Source organism: Nocardiopsis listeri NBRC 13360 (assembly GCF_001570765.1).
GTDB lineage: Bacteria > Actinomycetota > Actinomycetes > Streptosporangiales > Streptosporangiaceae > Nocardiopsis > Nocardiopsis listeri.
The window spans coordinates 42,738-61,075 of sequence record NZ_BCSH01000009.1; the positions used below are offsets into that span (position 1 = coordinate 42,738).

11 protein-coding genes, 1 pseudogene and 1 CRISPR repeat array (1 of these 13 only partly in view) are annotated in these 18,338 nt (G+C 69.3%); of the genes and pseudogenes, 7 read left to right on the forward strand and 5 right to left on the reverse strand.

Annotation, left to right across the window (positions count from 1 at the left end):
* Positions 1–91: 91 nt before the first annotated feature.
* Together NLI01S_RS04135 and NLI01S_RS04140 are read right to left on the reverse strand one after the other, a co-directional pair.
* Positions 92–1,468 carry a GntP family permease gene (locus NLI01S_RS04135; RefSeq protein WP_067599392.1) on the reverse strand — a complete coding sequence of 459 codons (1,377 nt, stop codon included), beginning with the start codon at positions 1,466–1,468 and terminating at the stop codon, positions 92–94.
* Position 1,469: 1 nt separating this feature from the next.
* Positions 1,470–2,855 carry a homoserine dehydrogenase gene (locus tag NLI01S_RS04140; RefSeq protein WP_067599395.1) on the reverse strand — a complete coding sequence of 462 codons (1,386 nt, stop codon included), beginning with the start codon at positions 2,853–2,855 and terminating at the stop codon, positions 1,470–1,472.
* A gap of 167 nt (positions 2,856–3,022) precedes the next feature.
* Here NLI01S_RS04140 and NLI01S_RS04145 point away from each other — a divergent pair, with 167 nt between their 5' ends.
* Together NLI01S_RS04145 and NLI01S_RS25595 are read left to right on the forward strand one after the other, a co-directional pair.
* Complete coding sequence (locus NLI01S_RS04145) at positions 3,023–3,850, forward strand: DeoR/GlpR family DNA-binding transcription regulator (protein ID WP_067599398.1); 828 nt, start codon at positions 3,023–3,025, stop codon at positions 3,848–3,850.
* 379 nt (positions 3,851–4,229) lie between these two features.
* Complete coding sequence (locus NLI01S_RS25595) at positions 4,230–4,394, forward strand: hypothetical protein (RefSeq protein ID WP_157090951.1); 165 nt, start codon at positions 4,230–4,232, stop codon at positions 4,392–4,394.
* A gap of 102 nt (positions 4,395–4,496) precedes the next feature.
* Here the strand turns inward: NLI01S_RS25595 and NLI01S_RS04150 are convergent, their stop codons facing one another.
* The 3 genes from NLI01S_RS04150 to NLI01S_RS04160 form a co-directional block, all read right to left on the reverse strand.
* Positions 4,497–4,937: a hypothetical protein gene (locus NLI01S_RS04150; protein WP_067599401.1), complete on the reverse strand. Its 441-nt coding sequence runs from the start codon at positions 4,935–4,937 to the stop codon at positions 4,497–4,499.
* Positions 4,937–7,480, reverse strand: a complete 2,544-nt coding sequence (locus tag NLI01S_RS04155; protein WP_067599404.1) for a multicopper oxidase domain-containing protein — start codon at positions 7,478–7,480, stop codon at positions 4,937–4,939. The genes NLI01S_RS04150 and NLI01S_RS04155 overlap by 1 nt, the downstream gene beginning before the upstream one ends.
* A 114-nt stretch (positions 7,481–7,594) precedes the next feature.
* On the reverse strand, positions 7,595–8,314 hold the full coding sequence (locus tag NLI01S_RS04160; RefSeq protein WP_067599406.1) for a helix-turn-helix transcriptional regulator: 720 nt from the start codon (positions 8,312–8,314) through the stop codon (positions 7,595–7,597).
* A gap of 286 nt (positions 8,315–8,600) precedes the next feature.
* On the opposite strand from NLI01S_RS04160, the gene NLI01S_RS04165 reads away from it, so the two are divergent.
* From NLI01S_RS04165 to NLI01S_RS04185, 5 genes and pseudogenes are all read left to right on the forward strand, one after another.
* Positions 8,601–12,260, forward strand: coding sequence for a nitrate reductase subunit alpha (locus tag NLI01S_RS04165; RefSeq protein WP_067599675.1), 3,660 nt, complete (start codon positions 8,601–8,603; stop codon positions 12,258–12,260).
* A gap of 31 nt (positions 12,261–12,291) precedes the next feature.
* Positions 12,292–13,854: pseudogene (gene narH, locus NLI01S_RS04170) on the forward strand (nitrate reductase subunit beta).
* Positions 13,851–14,507, forward strand: coding sequence for a nitrate reductase molybdenum cofactor assembly chaperone (narJ, locus tag NLI01S_RS04175; RefSeq protein ID WP_067599409.1), 657 nt, complete (start codon positions 13,851–13,853; stop codon positions 14,505–14,507). Before narH ends, narJ begins: the two are co-directional and overlap by 4 nt.
* A complete protein-coding gene (narI, locus tag NLI01S_RS04180) occupies positions 14,504–15,250 on the forward strand; it encodes a respiratory nitrate reductase subunit gamma (protein WP_067599412.1) in 747 nt (248 codons plus the stop codon). The genes narJ and narI overlap by 4 nt, the downstream gene beginning before the upstream one ends.
* Positions 15,247–16,428 carry an MFS transporter gene (locus NLI01S_RS04185; protein ID WP_067599415.1) on the forward strand — a complete coding sequence of 394 codons (1,182 nt, stop codon included), beginning with the start codon at positions 15,247–15,249 and terminating at the stop codon, positions 16,426–16,428. Before narI ends, NLI01S_RS04185 begins: the two co-directional genes overlap by 4 nt.
* Before the next feature lie 179 nt (positions 16,429–16,607).
* A CRISPR array of direct repeats spans positions 16,608–18,338; the repeat unit is 29 nt; unit sequence GTGAGCCCCACGCACGTGGGGATGGACCG; it runs 737 nt beyond the window's last position.

Below are 18,338 nucleotides of genomic sequence, written 5' to 3' on the forward strand. Positions count from 1 at the left end.
CTCCTGTGGTCGGTTCTTACAGCGGTGACGACCGCTCCCGTACCGCGCGGCACGGGAGCCCGGGCAGGGAGCGGTCGAAGGGGAGGGCGGGTCAGACCACGCCCAGCGCGATCATGGAGTAGAGCACGGCGAATCCGGTCACACCCGAGATCAGCGAGGCGATCCCGATGGAACGGATGCCCTGGCCCACCGTCATGTTGGACAGTGTGGTGGTGACCCAAAAGCCTGAGGAGTTCGCGTGCTTCATGATCTGCGCACCGGTCGCGCAGGCCAGGTAGACCACGAGGGGCGACAGGTCCAGCGAGGGGATCAGGGGCTGCATGATGGCCGCCGAGGTCATCACGCCGAGGATGTTGGAACCGGTGATCGAGCACACGGCGGCGGCCACCAGGAACGGGATGATGATCGGTGACATTCCGGTGCCCTCGATGCTCCCGGCCACGCTCTCGGCCACACCGGTCTCCCGAATGATGGTGGCCAGCGCGCCTCCCACACCGGTCAGGGCCAGGGGCATCGCGGCGATGCGCAGCCCGGACTCGAACAGGTCGTTCAGGGTCTCCTTGTCGCGCCAGCGGCCGCGGAACAGCGGCAGGGCCAGCAGGCAGGCCAGGAACAGGGCCAGGGTCGGCTCACCGAGGAACAGCACCAGGCCGGTGATCCAGGAGCCCTCGGGCAGGACCGGGGCGGTCAACGAGGCGAAGACGATGAGGACGATGGGGGCCAGGATCGGCACCAGGGAGCCGAACAGACCCACCCGGGGAGCGTCGGTCCCATTGTCGGCGGTGGCGTCCGAGCCACCGCCGCCGGCGGAACCGCCGGCGTTCACCAGGTGTTCGACGAACTCGGGCTTGGGCGGAACGTAGGTCTTGATCCTGGAAAGGTAGAGGGTCGCGGCCAGCACACCGGGAACGCCCACCATGAGCCCGTAGAGGATGGCCTCGCCCATGGGCACCTCCAGCAGGGAGGCAGACGCGAGGGGACCGGGGCCGGGAGGGACCACCGAGGTCATGACGTAGGCGCCGAGGTAGAGGATCGGCCCCAGCCGCATCATCGAGATGCCGGTGCGGTAGGCCAGCGCGGACACGATCGGGATCAGCATGACCACCGCGGTGTCGGCGATGAGCGGGATGCCCAGGATGGTCGAGGCCAGGGCGATGGCCCAGGGGACGCGTTTCTCGGCGAACATGCGCAGCGCGGTATCGGTGATCTTCATGGCTGCGCCGCTCAGTTCGAGCATCTTGCCGAGCACACAGCCGAAGATGACCAGCAGACCGACGCTGGCCAGGGTACTGCCGAAGCCCTCCTTGACCAGTTCGATGGTGGCCGCACCGCCCATGCCCAGGACCAGCCCGAGCGATACGACCACGATGAACAGCGTGGCCACGGGATGGACCTTGAACCGTGCGATGAGCAGGATCAGGACGAAGATGGCGGCCAGGAACGCCAAGAGGGTGGAGAGGTCGGACATGTCATCGGTTCCGATCGCTGATGCGGGTGCGGGCGTGGCGCCACGCGTCCAGGAGGCTGATGTCGGGGTCGGCGAGGTCGTCGATCCCGATCAGGGCGCCGGAGGGGACGTCGCGGGCCAGGGTGGCGTGCGCCGCCAGGTACAGCGGGGCCACGTCCTCGGGCGCGTGCGCGGTGTCCAGCAGGACCGCTGCCACACCCTCGACCTCGTGGTGGTGTCCGCCCATGTCGAGTCGGGTACCCGCCCTCAGGGCCTCCCGGGCGCGCCCGGCGAGGACCGCGTGCGGGGCGGGGTGTCGCAGACCGGCCGCGCGGTGGTGGTCGACCGCGTCCAGCAGGCTCAGCGGCGTCTCGACCCCCATGAAGTGGTAGGGCAGGTACATGCAGGCGTAACGCCCGGAACGGGAGACGACGTGCCCCTTCTGGGCGAGCAGTTCCCAGGTGACGGGGTCACCGGTGCGCACGATGACGAAGACCCCGCCGGCGAAGGACGCCTCCTCGGGCAGGCGCAGCACGCTGAAGACGTCCACCACACCGTCGGCGGTGAGGATGCCTCCGTCCTCCTCGCGGGCGTAGACGTCGGCCAGTTCGGCGACGCGGGCGACGGGGTAGTGGAGTGACTCCACGTCCGGTACCAGACCGGTGTGGTCGGCCACGACCGCCATCTCGCAGTAGTCGGCGGCCGCCGAACGCTTGAGACCGGCCACGGCGCGGGCGCGCGCGGCCAGGGTGGCCGGGACGTCCTCGCCCAAGGTCGACAGGTCGGCCAGTTCGGGGGCCTCGATCTCCTGATCGAGTTGGCGTACCCGACCGGTGGCGGGGTCGAACACCAGGTCGTACTCGCCGGACTTGCCGATCGCCACGACGTCGAGCCCGAGTCGCAGGGCGCGCTCGTACCACTCGATGAGGTTGGCCGGCTGGTCGCCGATGCCGGGGGTGTAGACCACGTCGTGTTCGCGGGCCAGGTCGGCCAGGGCGATGCCCGCGACGGAGTCGACCTCCTTGGAGACCATGACCACGTGGCGTCCGGTCTCGATGGCCCCTCGTGCGGCCTCGGTGCCCACTCGCGGGTTCCCGGTGGCCTCGACGAGCACGTCGTGATCGGCCCGGGTGAGCAGGGCGACGTCGGCGACGACCGCGATCCGGTCCGGGGCCAGTGCGGCGACCTCTTCGGGGGTGGCGCACACCCGAAGGTCGGAGCGGTCATAGCCCAGCTCCACGCACAGGTCGATGGTCCCGGTGGTGTCGAGGTCGCACAGGATCGCGGGGCGCAGCCGTTCGATGCGCGTGGTCTGCGCCAGCAGAGTGCGCGCGAAGCCGCCCCGTGCTCCGGTGAGCGCGTACCGCACGGGGGAGGGCGGCGGGGAGGTGGCGTCGGTGCCTTCCATGGTTCTCCTTCTCTCACCTCACGAGTGGCACGTGGTGCGCCGGGGTCGCGAAGGCAATGAGCAGTGTTTTAACACTAAGGGAACATATGAGTCAACAATAATCACAGTTGGGATCATCTGGGAACTATCAGTACCATGATGAGTGTGAACAGACCCGAAGGAGGACGATGATCCCGGCGCAACGGCGTGACCTGCTCCTACGTGAGCTGCGCGGCACGGGCGTGCTGAGCGTCAGAGAGCTTTGCGAGATCCTCGACGTCTCACACATGACGGTGCGCCGCGACATCATGACGTTGGAGGAGGAGGGCAAGGTCCGCTCGGTCCCCGGCGGGGTCGAACTGGCCTCCCAGGTGCGCTCCGAACCCTCCTACCGGGACAAGTCCCGGGTGGACCTGGCGGAGAAGCGGGCCATGGCGCACGCGGCGGCGGAACTCGTGGGACAGGGCCAGACCGTCTACCTGGACGCGGGTACCACCCTGGGTCAGCTCGTGCCGCTGTTGTGGCACGTCACCGGACTGACCGTCATCACCAACGACCTCACCACCGCGGCCTCCCTCACCGACCACCCCGACGTGACCCTGTACCTGGTCGGGGGTCAGATCGACCGCGAGAACCGCTCTTCGATCGGTGACATCGCCGCCGACATGGTCGCCGAGTTCAACATCGACGTCGCCTTCGTGTCGACGAGCTCATGGGACCTCCACCGCGGCTCGACCACCCCCTCCCGCTCGAAGGTGGCGGTCAAACGCGCGGCCATGGCCGCGGCCTCGTCCTCGGTCCTGGTGGCGGGAGCCGACAAGTACGGCGCCTTCGGCACGTTCAAGGTCGCACCGCTCACCGGGTTCACGTCGGTGATCACCGACGATCGTCTTCCGGACGCCTCGGCGCGGGCGGTCCGTGAGCTCGGCGTTCCCCTGGAGGTCGTCACGCCCCGGCGCGAAAGCGGTGGTGACGACGAGGCCGACTCGGAGGAGGCCTCCACCGCCTCGGCCTGAGGAAGGCCCTCCCGCTCGGACTCGTCTCGTTCCGCGCACCCGCCGGACGCACTTCGTCCGGCGGGGCGCGCGGGCGCGATCGAACGACTCAGGGTCGGCTACGTATGCCCGAGGCGGCCCGGGCCTCGGGTCGCTCGACCCGAAGCGGCCTGCTCCGTGCGCTGAGCGGGGAGAGCGGTCTGCCCGAGTCGCCGCTGTCCGAAGAGCCCTGGCCGCACTCGACGCGGCGCCGGTCGCGGCCTGATCCCTTCCGAACACGCGCCGGAGCGGGCGATTTTCCTATCTCTTAGGTAGGTTGTTTTCTGCACTGGTGTGACGGGCGCGGATCCGGGCCCGTCACACCCACCGTCCACGCATCACTTCGGGAATCGAGGAGACCATGTCCAGGGTCAAACTCCGGCTACGCGGCCAGGAGGACGACGTCGAGCGTCTGTTGGAGACCCTGCGGTCCGATGAGGCCGTCCGACTGGACGAGAAGGTGCCGGAGCCGCAATCCGGTGGCTACGTGGTCGTCCACGCGGTGGCCTCCACCGACGAGAAGTAGGACCTCCACGAGCGGGAACCGGCCGTGCTCCTCACGTCCGGTCCGCACCGCCCGCCGCACGCTCGGAGGCCCTGCCCCGGACCGGGTCGGGGCTCCACTCGGTCAGATCCTCGGTAGCAGGGTGGCCAGCAGAACCACGCCGATCGAGGTCACCAGGCTCGTCACCGCCATGGTCCGGGCCAGGCGCGGCCTGGTGCGGTTGGTCGCGCCGTGCAGCGTCGCCGCGGCCATCACCACGCAGAACAGCGCCAACTTGGCCGCCAGCACCCGGCCGTACCCGGGTTCGAGCAGGGAGGCCCAGGTCACCCCGGCGCCCCAGGCCAGGGCGATCCCCGTCCCCAGCTGGACCGGTAGGAAGAACCCCGCCGTGAGCGTCCCGAAGCGCCTTCCGATGGCGGTGAGCACAGTGGAACGACGTTCGCCGTCCAGGGTCCGCCGTGCCAGCGGCATGACCACCAGGGACACCGTGAGCTGTCCGCCCACCCACAACATCGCCGAGAGCACGTGCAGGAAACGCACCCCGGCCCAGAGCACGTCCTCCATCAGCTCTTCTCCACCTCGAAGTATCCGTGCGCGCCACCCTCGGCGTGGCTCAGGTCGTGGTCGACGAAGGGGTAGTGCCCCGCCTCGGGGAAGGTCGTCTCGACGAAACCGCCCTGGGCCGTGCCCAGATCGAGGGTCTGGGCTCCTCCGTCGTCGTCCGGACGCAACAGGTAAGCGCCTTCCTTGTAGACGGTGTCGAAGCGCGACCCGACCACGTGGAAGGAGGTACCGCCCACCGGACCCGCGGTCACCACCCACACCCGTACGCGCTCGTCGACCCGCGCCGCCAACGGCGCGTGGTCGTATCCCATGGCGGCACCGTTGAACATCCACGCCTGCGGCCGGCCGATACGGATGTGCTCGGTCTGCTCGGCGTCGCCGGGCGCGCCCGGGTACAGCTCACCCTGCACCAGCAGGTACTCGCGGTCGACCTCGGCCAGGTCGGGTGGATCGATGATCACCGCCCCGTACATGCCGTTGGCCAGGTGGTGGGTCATCGGCGCGGTCGAGCAGTGATACAGCCATGCCCCCGCCTTGTCGGCGGTGAACCGGTAGGTGAGTTCCTCGCCCGGGGCGATGGTGCGCATGGGTTCGTCGGGAGCCAACGATCCGGCGTGGAAGTCGATGCTGTGCCCCATCGTGCCGTCGTTGACCAGGGTGACGTTGAAGACGTCACCGACCTTCCCGCGCAGGACGGGCCCGGGCACGGTACCGCCGAAAGTCCACACCGGGCGTCGAACCCCGGGCGCGACCTCCTGTTCGGCCTCACCCACCCGGATCTCCACCTCGTGTTCGTCGGTGTCGGGGGCCGGGTCGAGCGCGGCGTCGACGGGTTCCCAACCCTCGTCGAACTCCCCGGACAGGTCGAGCGGCTCGTCGGTGGTCCCCATGGAGTGTTCACCGTGTTCGGCGATGGGAGCCTCGTCGCCGGTGGTCAGCACGGTCATCTCCATGCCCGAGGCGCGGTGGCCCATCACCGAACACCACCCCTGCAACGGGCCCTCCACCACGCCCACCTCCAGGGTGGCACTCTCACCGGGCGCCAACACCGGGGTACGCGTGCCGTTCTCCATGCGCAGATCGTGCGGTTGGGCGTCCTCGTTGGTCACCTCCAGTACGAGCGCGTCGCCGGGGTCGACGGTGATGGTGCCCGGTTCGATCACCATGTCCCCGAGCGCCACCTCCACCGTCTCGGTCCGACCGGTGGGGGCGAGGACGGGGCCCTCGTCCGCGGGGGTGCTGAGCGCGAACAGCAGCGCCAGGGCGGTCAGTGCGGCGCCCAGTCCGGCACCGATCGGTCCGGGGCCGGCCTTCACCTCCCAAGCGCGCAGAGCGGCCACGGCCGCGAGCAGGACGAAGGCCGCGGCGCAGGTGAGCACCAGCGCCCACGCCGCGGTGCCCCAAAGCCCCGGGAGCAGGGTCAGTGGCAGGCCGAGGTTGAGCGCGGCGAGGCGGGCCGGCCACCCCCGACCCAACAGCGCGGTGTTGGCCTTGACCGCGCGAGGGCCACCGCCCAACACCACGGGGAACAGGTAGGTCAGGGACCCCAACAGGACCTGGCCGGTGAAGCCCACGAGGAACAGTGGAAGCAGCGGCTGTAGGGCGGTGTGGACCTCGTGCGGGGCGTGCACGGCCAGGGCGTGGACGTCCACCGCCAACGCGGCGAGCAACCAGACCAGGGATGCGGCGACCGACCAGGCCGCGGCCCCCGACGGCCGTTTGCGCAGCGCGGTGCGCACCAGGGGGACCAGACAGAACAGGATCCCGGCCGCGTACACCACGATCCCGGCCAGGGCCATCCAGCGCATGCCGGCGGCGAGCCCGACGGCACCGGCCCCGAGCCCCACCAGGACGGGGATCAGGACGCGCCGGGCCACGGTGCCCGAGCCCTCCACGATGCGGGTGCGCAGGATGGTCGGCCACAGCGTGAACAGGCTGCCGATCACCGCCAGACCGACCCAGCCCAGCAGGTTGAGGTGCACGTGTGCGGCCAACGACCGTTGCTGGACCTCGGTGCCGGCGGAGTCGAGCAGCATCATCGTGCCCAGCGCGGCCCCCAGCACGAACGAGACACCGGCCGCCGTGTACCAGGCGCCGATGTGCGCGAACCTGCCGCCCAACGCTCGCTGGGAGGCGCGCGCCAGGGCCAGGGTGTGCACCACGACCACGCCCAGCACGGCCACCGCGCCGACCACCGCGAAGGGGATCAGGTCGGAGGCGGCTCCGACGACCAGGACCAGGACGCCGATGTTGAGCACGGCCAGTCGGCCGGCCTGGTAGCGGTCCGAGGCCGCGGGCAGACGCAACAACGCCACCGTGAAGTGCTCGCTCCAGGTGACGATCGCGTTGGTGACCGTTCCGAGCAGGAGCAGGTGCACCGGCAACCAGGAGGGCAGGCCGAGCGAGCCGATCGTCGCGGCGGCGCACACCGCGAGCAACGCCCAGACCAGGGCGATCGCGTTGGCACGGGCATGCCAGGAGACGTGTCGCGGCAGCGGCGGTGGCCGGTCGGGGCGTTCGATACGCACGAACGTTGAGGGCATGAGTGCTCCGTTTCCGAACAGGGGATGGCCGCGCGAGCGGCCGGACGTTCCGGCCCAGGGGGTGTGTGCTCCGGGGCACGGTGGGCGAAGGGCTCCCGGCGCACACGGGGTGGTTCAGCCTTCGGGCGGGGAGTCCTCGTCCCGTTCGCGTAGTTCGGCCACGCAGTGTCCCGGAGTGGCGAAGGGGCGCAGCCGCACGGCCTCCACGGGCGCGCGCATGCGCTCCAGAGCGCCGCGGATCATACCCAGGTGGACTCCGCAGACCACGTCCGGGGCGGCCTCGGCCAGCTCACGGAAGGGGCAGTGGTGCAGGTCGATGTGGGTGCCGTCGGGGGAGGGACGGGGACGGAATCCGGTCTCGCGCAGGAGGTCGGTCACCGCGACGCGGGCGGTGCCGGCGTCCACGGGTGGGCGCGGTCCACGGGAGTCGATCAGCCGTTCTCCCTGTGCCCGCCCGGCCCGCAGGGCGGCCTCACCCCGGTCGTCCTCGATGGCGGACAGGTGGGCCACGAGGGCTTCGGCGAGCATCCGGTAGTCGCGCTGTTCGTCGTCGTCGGCCGGGGTGTACAGGGTGCGCGGGCGCCCGGGCCGATCACGTTCCTCGGGGGCGGACCGGACCAGACCCCGGTCGGTCAGTAACGACAGGTGCGAGCGCACGGTGTTGGTGTGCAGCCCGACCACCTCGGCGATCTCGCGGACGTCCATCGGATGGTCGGATCGGCGCAGCGTTTGCAGGACGGCGACCCGGCTGGGGTCGGCCAGGACCCGATGCTCGCCGGGATCGATCCCCGTGGTGCCGGCGGACGTTCGTCCTCGGGGCCTGTGGTCGTTCACATCTTGTGTTTACACGGTCCCGATTGTAAATACAACGTAGGGAGTGAAAAAGCATGTGGATGTGCGGATGCACGTGCGATCGGGGGACCTAAGGCCCACTACCGGTACAGACCTTCGCGGGACGATCCCGGACTCATGACTTTGGTCCGACTGCCACGTCCACTGGTGGGGTGGAAAGAGCAACAGGTCACCGAGACGGCCGCAGGCGGCCGTCGAAGGAGAGAGGACCTCAGTAGTGACCCGCTACGATCCGCGCGAAAACTCCGAAACCGGGCCCGCGCCCGGTATGGACGGTCCGGTCTCCGAAGTACTCCTGCGCACCCGCAGATTCCTTCGCCCACAAGAAGTGTCCGAAGACCTTCGCACCGTCCACCGCGTCGGCGGCCGAGAAGCCGACGTCTTCTACCGGGACAGGTGGAGCCACGACAAGGTGGTGCGCTCCACCCACGGGGTGAACTGCACCGGATCCTGTTCCTGGAAGGTCTACGTCAAGGACGGGATCATCACCTGGGAGGGACAGCAGACCGACTACCCGTCGGTGGGCCCGGACAGCCCCGAATACGAGCCCCGAGGCTGCCCGCGTGGCGCCGCGTTCTCCTGGTACACCTACTCGCCCACCCGCGTGCGCTACCCGTACGTGCGGGGCGTGCTGCTGGAGATGTACCGCGAGGCCCGCGAACGCCTCGGCGACCCCGTCCGGGCCTGGGCCGACATCGTCGAGGACCCCGAACGCGCCGCCCGCTACAAGCGCGCCCGCGGCAAGGGCGGGCTGGTGCGCGCGAGCTGGGAGGAGGCCCTGGAGATCGCGGCCGCCGCCCACGTGCACACCATCGCCGAACACGGTCCCGACCGCGTCGCCGGCTTCTCCCCGATCCCGGCGATGTCGATGGTCTCCCAGGCGATCGGCTCCCGCTTCTACGGGCTCATCGGCGGCTCGATGCTCTCGTTCTACGACTTCTACGCCGACCTTCCCGTCGCCTCACCGCAGGTTTTCGGCGACCAGACCGACGTGCCCGAGTCCGGTGACTGGTGGAACGCCGGCTACCTCATCATGTGGGGCTCCAACGTCCCGGTCACCCGCACCCCGGACGCCCACTGGATGGCCGAGGCCCGCTACCGGGGCCAGAAGGTCGTCGTGGTCTCCCCGGACTACGCCGACAACACCAAGTTCGCCGACGAGTGGCTGGCCGCCCGACCCGGCAGCGACGGCGCCCTGGCCATGGCCATGGGGCACGTGGTGCTGCGCGAGTTCTTCGTGGAGCGCACCACCCCCTACTTCGACGACTACGTGCGTCGCTATACGGACCTGCCCTTCCTGGTGCGCCTGGAGGAGACCGACGACGGCCACCGCGCCGGCAAGTTCCTCACCGCCCACGACTTGGGCGAAGAGGGCGAGAACACCGCGTTCAAGACGGTCGTCCTGGACGAGACGACCGGAGAACCGGTGGTCCCCAACGGTTCGCTGGGCTTCCGCTACGGCGAGGAGGGCGAGGGCGAGTGGAACCTCGAACTCGGTGACACCACACCCGGACTCACCCTGTACGAAGGCCCGGACGGCGAGGCGGTCGAGGTCCACCTGGCCCGCTTCGACACCGAGGACGCCCCACCCTCACGCCGCGGCGTACCCGTGCGCCGGGTCGGCGGCCACCTGGTCACCACCGTCTACGACCTGCTGCTCGCCCAGTACGGCGTGGGCCGCGAGGGCCTGCCCGGCAGTTGGCCGACCGGCTACGACGACCCCGACGAGCCGGGCACCCCGGCCTGGCAGGAGACCTTCACCGGCGTCCCGGCCGCCCGCGCCGAGCGGATCGGCCGCGAGTTCGCCGCCAACGCCGATGAGTCCAAGGGCCGCTCCATGATCATCATGGGCGCCGGCACCAACCACTGGTTCCACTCCGACACCATCTACCGCACCTTCCTCACCCTGACCACGCTCACCGGATGCCAGGGCGTCAACGGCGGCGGCTGGGCGCACTACGTCGGCCAGGAGAAGACCCGCCCCCTCACCGGCTACAACCAGATGGCCTCGGCCGGGGACTGGTCGCGCCCGCCCCGCCAGATGGTGCAGACCGCGTTCTGGTACCTGCACAGCGACCAGTACCGCTACGACCGCTTCAGCGCCGACCAGGTCTCCTCTGGGCTGGGCAAGGGCCTGTTCAAGGGCATGAGCACCGCCGACGTCATCGCCCAGTCCGCGCGCATGGGTTGGATGCCCTCCTACCCGACCTTCGACCGCAATCCCCTGGACCTGGCCGAGGACGCGCGAGAGGCCGGACTCCCGATCACCGAGTACGTGCCGCGCGAGCTCAAGGAGGAGCGACTGCGCTTCGCCTGCGAGGACCCCGACGGGCCCAAGAACGCGCCCCGCGTCCTGACCGTGTGGCGGGCCAACCTGCTCGGCAGCTCCGCCAAGGGCAACGAGTACTTCCTCAAGCACCTGCTCGGCACCGACTCCTCACTACGGGCCGAAGAAGCGCCCCCGGGCCAACGCCCCCGGGACGTGGTCTGGCGAGAGGAGGCTCCCCAGGGCAAACTCGACCTCCTGCTGTCCCTGGACTTTCGGATGACCAGCACCACCGTCTTCTCCGACGTGGTGCTCCCGGCCGCCACCTGGTACGAGAAACACGACCTGAACTCCACCGACATGCACCCGTTCGTGCACCCGTTCAACCCGGCCATCTCCCCGCCCTGGCAGGCCCGCACCGACTTCGACGCCTTCCACGGACTCGCCCACGCCTTCAGCGAACTGGCCGTCGACCACCTGGGCACGCGCCGCGACGTGGTCGCCGTGCCGCTGACACACGACACCCCCGACGCGATGGCCACGCCCAACGGCACCGTCCGCGACTGGAAGACAGGTGAGTGCGAACCCGTCCCGGGCGTGACCATGCCCAGGCTCGTGGAGGTCGAACGCGACTACACCGCGATCGCCGCCAAGCTCGGCGCACTGGGTCCGCTCGCGGACGAGCTCGGCGTGACCACCAAGGGCATCACCTACAACGTCGACAAGGAGATCGACCACCTCGGTCGGGTCAACGGCACCGTGCGCGGTGGTCCGGCCGACGGACGCCCCGCGCTCGAACGCGACTCCCAGATGTGCGAAGCGATCCTGGCGTTCTCGGGCACCACCAACGGACGCCTGGCCACCCAGGGCTTCCACACCCTGGAAAAGCGCGTGGGAACCGAGCTGGCCGACCTGTCCGCCGAGAGCGAGGGCAAACAGATCACCTTCGCCGACGTGCGGGTCGCACCGGTGTCGGTACTCACCTCACCCGAATGGTCGGGCAGCGAGAGTGGTGGACGCAGGTACTCGCCCTTCACCATCAACGTCGAACGCAAGAAGCCCTGGCACACCCTCACCGGCCGCCAGCACTTCTTCCTCGACCACGACTGGATGACCGAGGCCGGCGAGAACCTGCCCGTGTTCCGCCCGCCCCTGAACATGCACCGGCTCTTCGAGGAACCCGAGGTCGGGGACAACGGCGAACTCGGCGTGACCGTGCGCTACCTGACCCCGCACAACAAGTGGTCCATCCACTCCGAGTACCAGGACAACCTGCTGATGCTCAGCCTCTCCCGCGGTGGTCCGGCCATCTGGATGAGCGGCGCCGACGCCGACAGGATCGGCGTGCGCGACAACGAATGGATCGAGGCGGTCAACCGCAACGGCGTGGTCGTGGCCCGCGCCATCGTCTCCCACCGCATGCCGGAGGGAACCGTGTACATGCACCACGCCCAGGACCGGCTCATCGACGTACCCCGCGCCGAGACCTCCGGCAAACGCGGCGGCATCCACAACTCGATCACCCGGCTTCTGGTCAAGCCCACCCACCTCATCGGCGGCTACGCCCAGTTCAGCTACGCCTTCAACTACATCGGCCCCACCGGCAATCAGCGCGACGAGGTGACCGTCATCCGTCGACGCTCCCAAGAGGTGGAGTACTGATGCGGTCGATCGGAACGGGGGAGGAGCACGAATGAAGTTGATGGCCCAGATGGCCATGGTGATGAACCTCGACAAGTGCATCGGGTGCCACACCTGTTCGGTCACCTGTAAACAGACCTGGACCAACCGTGCCGGCATGGAGTACGTGTGGTTCAACAACGTCGAGACCCGGCCCGGACAGGGCTACCCTCGCACCTACGAGGACCAGGACAAGTGGAAGGGCGGCTGGGTCCGCAAACCCAACGGACGCCTGTCCCTGCGCTCGGGTGGACGGCTCAAGAACCTCACCACGATCTTCGCCAACCCCACGATGCCCGGCATCGACGACTACTACGAGCCCTGGACCTACGACTACCAGACGCTCACCAACGCCCCGCTCCAGGAGCACACACCGGTCGCCCGGCCCAAGTCCCTCATCAGCGGCCGCGACATGGCGATCCGGTGGAGCGCCAACTGGGACGACAACCTCGCCGGCGGCCCCGAACTCGCCCAGAACGACCCCGTCCTGCGCAAGGTCTCCGACAAGGTCAAGCTCGAATTCGAGCAGTCCTTCATGTTCTACCTACCGCGCATCTGCGAACACTGCCTCAACCCCTCCTGCGCCGCCGCCTGCCCCGCCGGGGCGATCTACAAGCGCAGCGAGGACGGCATCGTGCTCGTGGACCAGGACACCTGCCGAGGCTGGCGCAAGTGCGTGACCGCCTGCCCCTACAAGAAGATCTACTTCAACCACCGCACCGGCAAGGCCGAGAAATGCACGTTCTGCTACCCCCGCATCGAGGTCGGCATGCCCACGGTGTGCGCCGAGACGTGCGTGTGACGACTGCGCTACCTGGGCCTGGTCTTCTACGACATGGACGCCGTCCTGCCCGCCGCCTCGGTGGAGGACGACCATGAACTCCTCCAGGCCCAGCGCGACCTGATCCTGGACCCCAACGACCCCGAGGTCGTCCGGGCCGCCGAACAGGAGGGCATCCCCCGCGACTGGATCGAAGCGGCCCAACGCTCACCCGTCCACTCGCTCATCAACGAATACAAGGTGGCCCTGCCCCTGCACCCGGAATACCGCACCATGCCCATGGTCTGGTACATTCCACCGCTGTCCCCGGTCGTGGACGCCGTGTCCGAAACGGGCCAGGACGCCGAGGACCGCGACAACCTCTTCGCGGCCATCGAGAGCCTGCGCATCCCCATCGAATATCTGGCCGAACTCTTCACCGCCGGAGACACCGCACCCGTCACCGACTCACTGCGCCGCCTCGCCGCGATGCGTTCCTACATGCGCGACATCAACCTCGGACGGGAGACCGACGAACGCATTCCCCAAGCCGTGGGAATGGACGGCGAGAGCGTGTACGACATGTACCGGCTGCTCGCACTCGCCAAGTACGAGGACCGCTACGTCATCCCGCCCGCGCACACCGAACAGGCGCACTCCCTGGAGGCCTTCGCCACCGGATGCAGCCTGGACACCGAGGGCGGGCCCGGAATGGGCGGCCCCGGCGCCGGTGGACCGGACAAGGGCGGACCGCTCACCGGAGGCAGGGTCTCACTGCCCATGCCCTCGGTGCGCCGGTCGGGAGAGCGCACATGAGCCTGTTCAAGGCGCTCGAACGTCACCGCCTCACCGGCCGGCAACGCGCCCTGACCCACAGGATCGCCGCCCTGGTGTTGGCACACCCCGACGAGCGGCTCCTGGCAGACCTGCCGATGCTGCGACAGGCCACCGAGGAACTGCCCGACCCACCGCGCGCGGACCTGCTCGGGGTGATCGACCGACTCGCCTCGACCCCGCCGCCCGAACTCGCCGAAACCTACGTCGGCACCTTCGACCTGCACCGGCGGTCGTGCCTGCACCTGACCTACTACGCCCACGGGGACACCCGAAACCGCGGCGCAGCCCTGCTGTCGTTCTCCAACGCCTACCGCAGGGCCGGCTTCCTCCTCGACGAGGACGAACTCCCCGACCACCTGTGCGTGGTCCTGGAGTTCGCCGCCACGGTCGACCCCGCCGGCGGCACGCGCTTACTGAACCGGTACCGGGCCGGGCTGGAACTGCTGCACCTGGCCCTGCGCGACGCTGACTCCCTCTACACGGGCGCGGTCACGGCGATCAACGCCACCCTGCCGCCCAAGACCGACCGGATCGATGACAAGGTCGCCCGGCTCGTGGCCGAAGGGCCACCCGCCGAAGAAGTCGGTCTCGCCCCCTTCCCACCTCCGCGAACCAGGAGCGTGCACTCATGAACACCGCACCCGAAACGGTGTTGTGGGTCATCGTCCCCTACGCCTGCGTGGCGGTCTTCCTCGTCGGCCACTACTGGCGCTACCGCTACGACAAGTTCGGCTGGACCACCCTGTCCACCCAGCTCTACGAGAGCCGACTGCTGCGCTGGGGCAGCCCCCTGTTCCACTTCGGCATGCTCGCCGTCATAGGCGGCCACGTCGTCGGCCTGCTCATCCCCAAGACGTGGACCGCGGCCGTGGGTGTCACCGACGAGCTCTACCACGTCATGGCCGTCGGTCTCGGCCTGGTCGCCGGGATCGCGGTGGTCGTGGGACTCACCCTGCTCATCCTGCGTCGACGCCTGGTCGGACCGGTCTTCCGGGCCACCAGCCGGATGGACAAGCTCATGTACGTGGGGCTCGGCCTGGTGATCGTCACCGGCATGGCCAACACCATCGTCGGCAACGTCATCGGCCACTACGACTACCGGGAAGGGGTGTCGATCTGGTTCCGCGGGCTGTTCCTACTGGACCCGCACCCGTACCTGATGACCGCCGCGCCGCTCACCTTCCAAGCGCACACGCTCTGCGCCCTCGCGCTGTTCGCGCTGTGGCCGTTCACCCGACTGGTGCACGTGTTCAGCGCGCCGCTCGGCTACCTGTGGCGGCCCTACGTGCTGTACCGGTCACGGGACACACGGATGGGTGAGCGCCGTGGGCGCCGCGGTTGGGAGAACGTGGAGGACGGGAGCCGGACGCCATGAACAGCGGAGCCAGAACCAACCTCGTCCTGGCCACGGCGGCGTTCGCGCTCATGTTCTGGGCGTGGAACCTCATCGCGCCCCTGGCACCCGACTACGCCGCGCGCCTGGACCTGAGCCCCACCCAGACCTCCGTGCTCATCGCCTTCCCCGTGCTGATCGGGGCCGTGGGGCGGATCCCCGTCGGGGCCTTGACCGACCGCTACGGCGGCCGGGTGATGATGGCGGCGGTCGCCTTCGTCTCGGTGGTGCCGGTACTGCTGCTCGGCTTCGTCGGGGACTCCTACCCGATGCTGCTGGTGCTGGGATTCTGCCTCGGGATCGCGGGAACCTCCTTCGCCGTCGGTGTGCCGTTCGTCAGCCGCTGGCACTCCGCCGAGAAGAGAGGATTCGCCACAGGTGTGTTCGGCGCGGGTATGGGCGGAACGGCGCTGTCGGCGTTCCTCACCCCCTACCTGGCCGGAACGATCGGACTACTGGGCACGCACGTGTTCATGGCCGTGGCGCTCGCGCTCATGGGCGTGCTCGTACTGGTGGTGTGCCGCAACCCGCCCGGGTGGGAGCCCTCCACCGACCCGTTGACGCCGCGCCTGCGCGGCGCCCTCGGGCTGAAGGCGACCTGGCAGAACATCCTGCTGTACGCGGTGGCCTTCGGCGGGTTCGTGGCCTTTTCGACCTACCTGCCGACCCTGCTGCACAACGCCTACGGGTTCGCTCAGACCGAGGCGGGTATGCGCGCCGCCGGATTCGCCCTGGTGGCCGTCGTGGCCAGGCCTGCGGGTGGCATCCTCTCCGACCAGGTCGGCCCCGTGCGGGTGTGCATGGTGTCCTTCGTCGGGACCACGCTCATGGCGGGCGCGCTGGTCTTCCAGCCACCGGCGGAATTGGCCGCCGGGACGGTGTTCTTACTGATGGCGGCCTTCCTGGGGCTGGGCACCGGGGGCGTGTTCGCCCTGGTCGCGCAGCTGGTGGAACCGGCCCGGGTGGGTACCGTCACCGGGCTCGTGGGAGCCGCCGGTGGTCTGGGCGGGTACTTTCCACCGCTGGTCATGGGTGTGGTGTTCCAGGCTTCGGGAGCCTACACCTTCGGGTTCGTGTTGCTGGCGACGGTGGCGTTGGGGACGGCCGTCTACACCGGTGTGGCCTTCCGCGACCGCCCCAAGGTCGAGGCCGAGGCGTAGCGGTCGTGGGGTGGTGGGTGGAGCCCCGCCCACCACCCCACGACCTGGACACGGAATCAGTGGTCTCCCTGAAGTGTGGTGTGCAAGCATGGGGGAGCGGCGGCATTGATCGGCCTGAACCCGGGTCGACTGGAAGGTAACGCGGGGGTAACGGCCCGCGTTGTCGCAGGTCGTTAACTGTGAGCCCCACGCACGTGGGGATGGACCGGTGGGCATCGCGATCCTGCCCACCGATCCCGGTGAGCCCCACGCACGTGGGGATGGACCGGACGCTTGGGAGGCTGCGGCCACCTGCTCAGGGTGAGCCCCACGCACGTGGGGATGGACCGTCCGCAGATCCGTCACGGCACGCGACCCCGATGTGAGCCCCACGCACGTGGGGATGGACCGCCCCCACCCAGGAAGGGTGGGGGCCGAGGTCAGTGAGCCCCACGCACGTGGGGATGGACCGCCGGCGATGATCAGAGCCGCCGGGACCAAAGTGTGAGCCCCACGCACGTGGGGATGGACCGCCATCGACGACCTGGACCTGGGGGCGGTGCTGGTGAGCCCCACGCACGTGGGGATGGACCGCGGCCCGCGCCCTACACGCCCTGTGCGCCCACGTGAGCCCCACGCACGTGGGGATGGACCGGTCATCGCCCGAACCGTGGCGGGAGCGCGGACGTGAGCCCCACGCACGTGGGGATGGACCGCGCCCGACCCGCGTCGGTGGGGTCGAGCGCTTGTGAGCCCCACGCACGTGGGGATGGACCGCGGGTGAGTTGTCACGAAGGGTCGACGGCGTGGTGAGCCCCACGCACGTGGGGATGGACCGTCCGGAGGGGCGTTCTCACAGCGTTTCGCGACGTGAGCCCCACGCACGTGGGGATGGACCGGGCGACACCGGCGCTTCAGGGATGCCGGCGCCGTGAGCCCCACGCACGTGGGGATGGACCGCCGTTCGACTTCTTCGGGGTCCATCTCCAACCGTGAGCCCCACGCACGTGGGGATGGACCGGTCCCCCACGCTTGCACGCATGAGCTGATGTTGTGAGCCCCACGCACGTGGGGATGGACCGGTGGTCATCGTGGTGTTCCTTTCGGTGGGCCGGTGAGCCCCACGCACGTGGGGATGGACCGGGAATACGACATGACCACCATCCACAACACCGGTGAGCCCCACGCACGTGGGGATGGACCGAGCCGCCAGCGCGCTCACTCCCTGATCACCGCGTGAGCCCCACGCACGTGGGGATGGACCGGGACACCAGTGACCACACGAACCGCGCCTTCCGTGAGCCCCACGCACGTGGGGATGGACCGTCCATGAGCGACGGGCAGTGGACCTTCACCCCGTGAGCCCCACGCACGTGGGGATGGACCGACGCGGGGCCGCCCCACCACACACCCACCCACGTGAGCCCCACGCACGTGGGGATGGACCGCGGAGTTTGATCCGATTCCGATGATGCGGTGGGTGAGCCCCACGCACGTGGGGATGGACCGGTGTTGGCGCCCGTGTTGGAGACCAACCCGGGGTGAGCCCCACGCACGTGGGGATGGACCGGCCTTCGACCAGAACCTGTTCACAGAGTGGCAGTGAGCCCCACGCACGTGGGGATGGACCGGGACATTAGCTTTTGCGTCCGCTCCGCCATGTGTGAGCCCCACGCACGTGGGGATGGACCGCGATCCTGCGCGACGCGCTGATGCGGGCCGGCGTGAGCCCCACGCACGTGGGGATGGACCGGACGCCATCGACCGCATGGTGGCCCGGTGGACGTGAGCCCCACGCACGTGGGGATGGACCGATCAGCGTCAGGATCGAACGCGGCTCCATCCAGTGAGCCCCACGCACGTGGGGATGGACCGTACAAGCACCTCGTCGGGGAACAGGTGGTCATGTGAGCCCCACGCACGTGGGGATG

Coding starts and splice junctions, on each gene's coding strand:
- NLI01S_RS04135 (WP_067599392.1), bottom strand. CDS start 1,468: ATGTCCGACCTCTCCACCCTCTTGGCGTTCCTGGCCGCCATCTTCGTC.
- NLI01S_RS25595 (WP_157090951.1), top strand. CDS start 4,230: ATGTCCAGGGTCAAACTCCGGCTACGCGGCCAGGAGGACGACGTCGAG.
- NLI01S_RS04145 (WP_067599398.1), top strand. CDS start 3,023: ATGATCCCGGCGCAACGGCGTGACCTGCTCCTACGTGAGCTGCGCGGC.
- NLI01S_RS04150 (WP_067599401.1), bottom strand. CDS start 4,937: ATGGAGGACGTGCTCTGGGCCGGGGTGCGTTTCCTGCACGTGCTCTCG.
- NLI01S_RS04140 (WP_067599395.1), bottom strand. CDS start 2,855: ATGGAAGGCACCGACGCCACCTCCCCGCCGCCCTCCCCCGTGCGGTAC.
- narI (WP_067599412.1), top strand. CDS start 14,504: ATGAACACCGCACCCGAAACGGTGTTGTGGGTCATCGTCCCCTACGCC.
- NLI01S_RS04165 (WP_067599675.1), top strand. CDS start 8,601: ATGGACGGTCCGGTCTCCGAAGTACTCCTGCGCACCCGCAGATTCCTT.
- NLI01S_RS04185 (WP_067599415.1), top strand. CDS start 15,247: ATGAACAGCGGAGCCAGAACCAACCTCGTCCTGGCCACGGCGGCGTTC.
- NLI01S_RS04155 (WP_067599404.1), bottom strand. CDS start 7,480: ATGCCCTCAACGTTCGTGCGTATCGAACGCCCCGACCGGCCACCGCCG.
- narJ (WP_067599409.1), top strand. CDS start 13,851: ATGAGCCTGTTCAAGGCGCTCGAACGTCACCGCCTCACCGGCCGGCAA.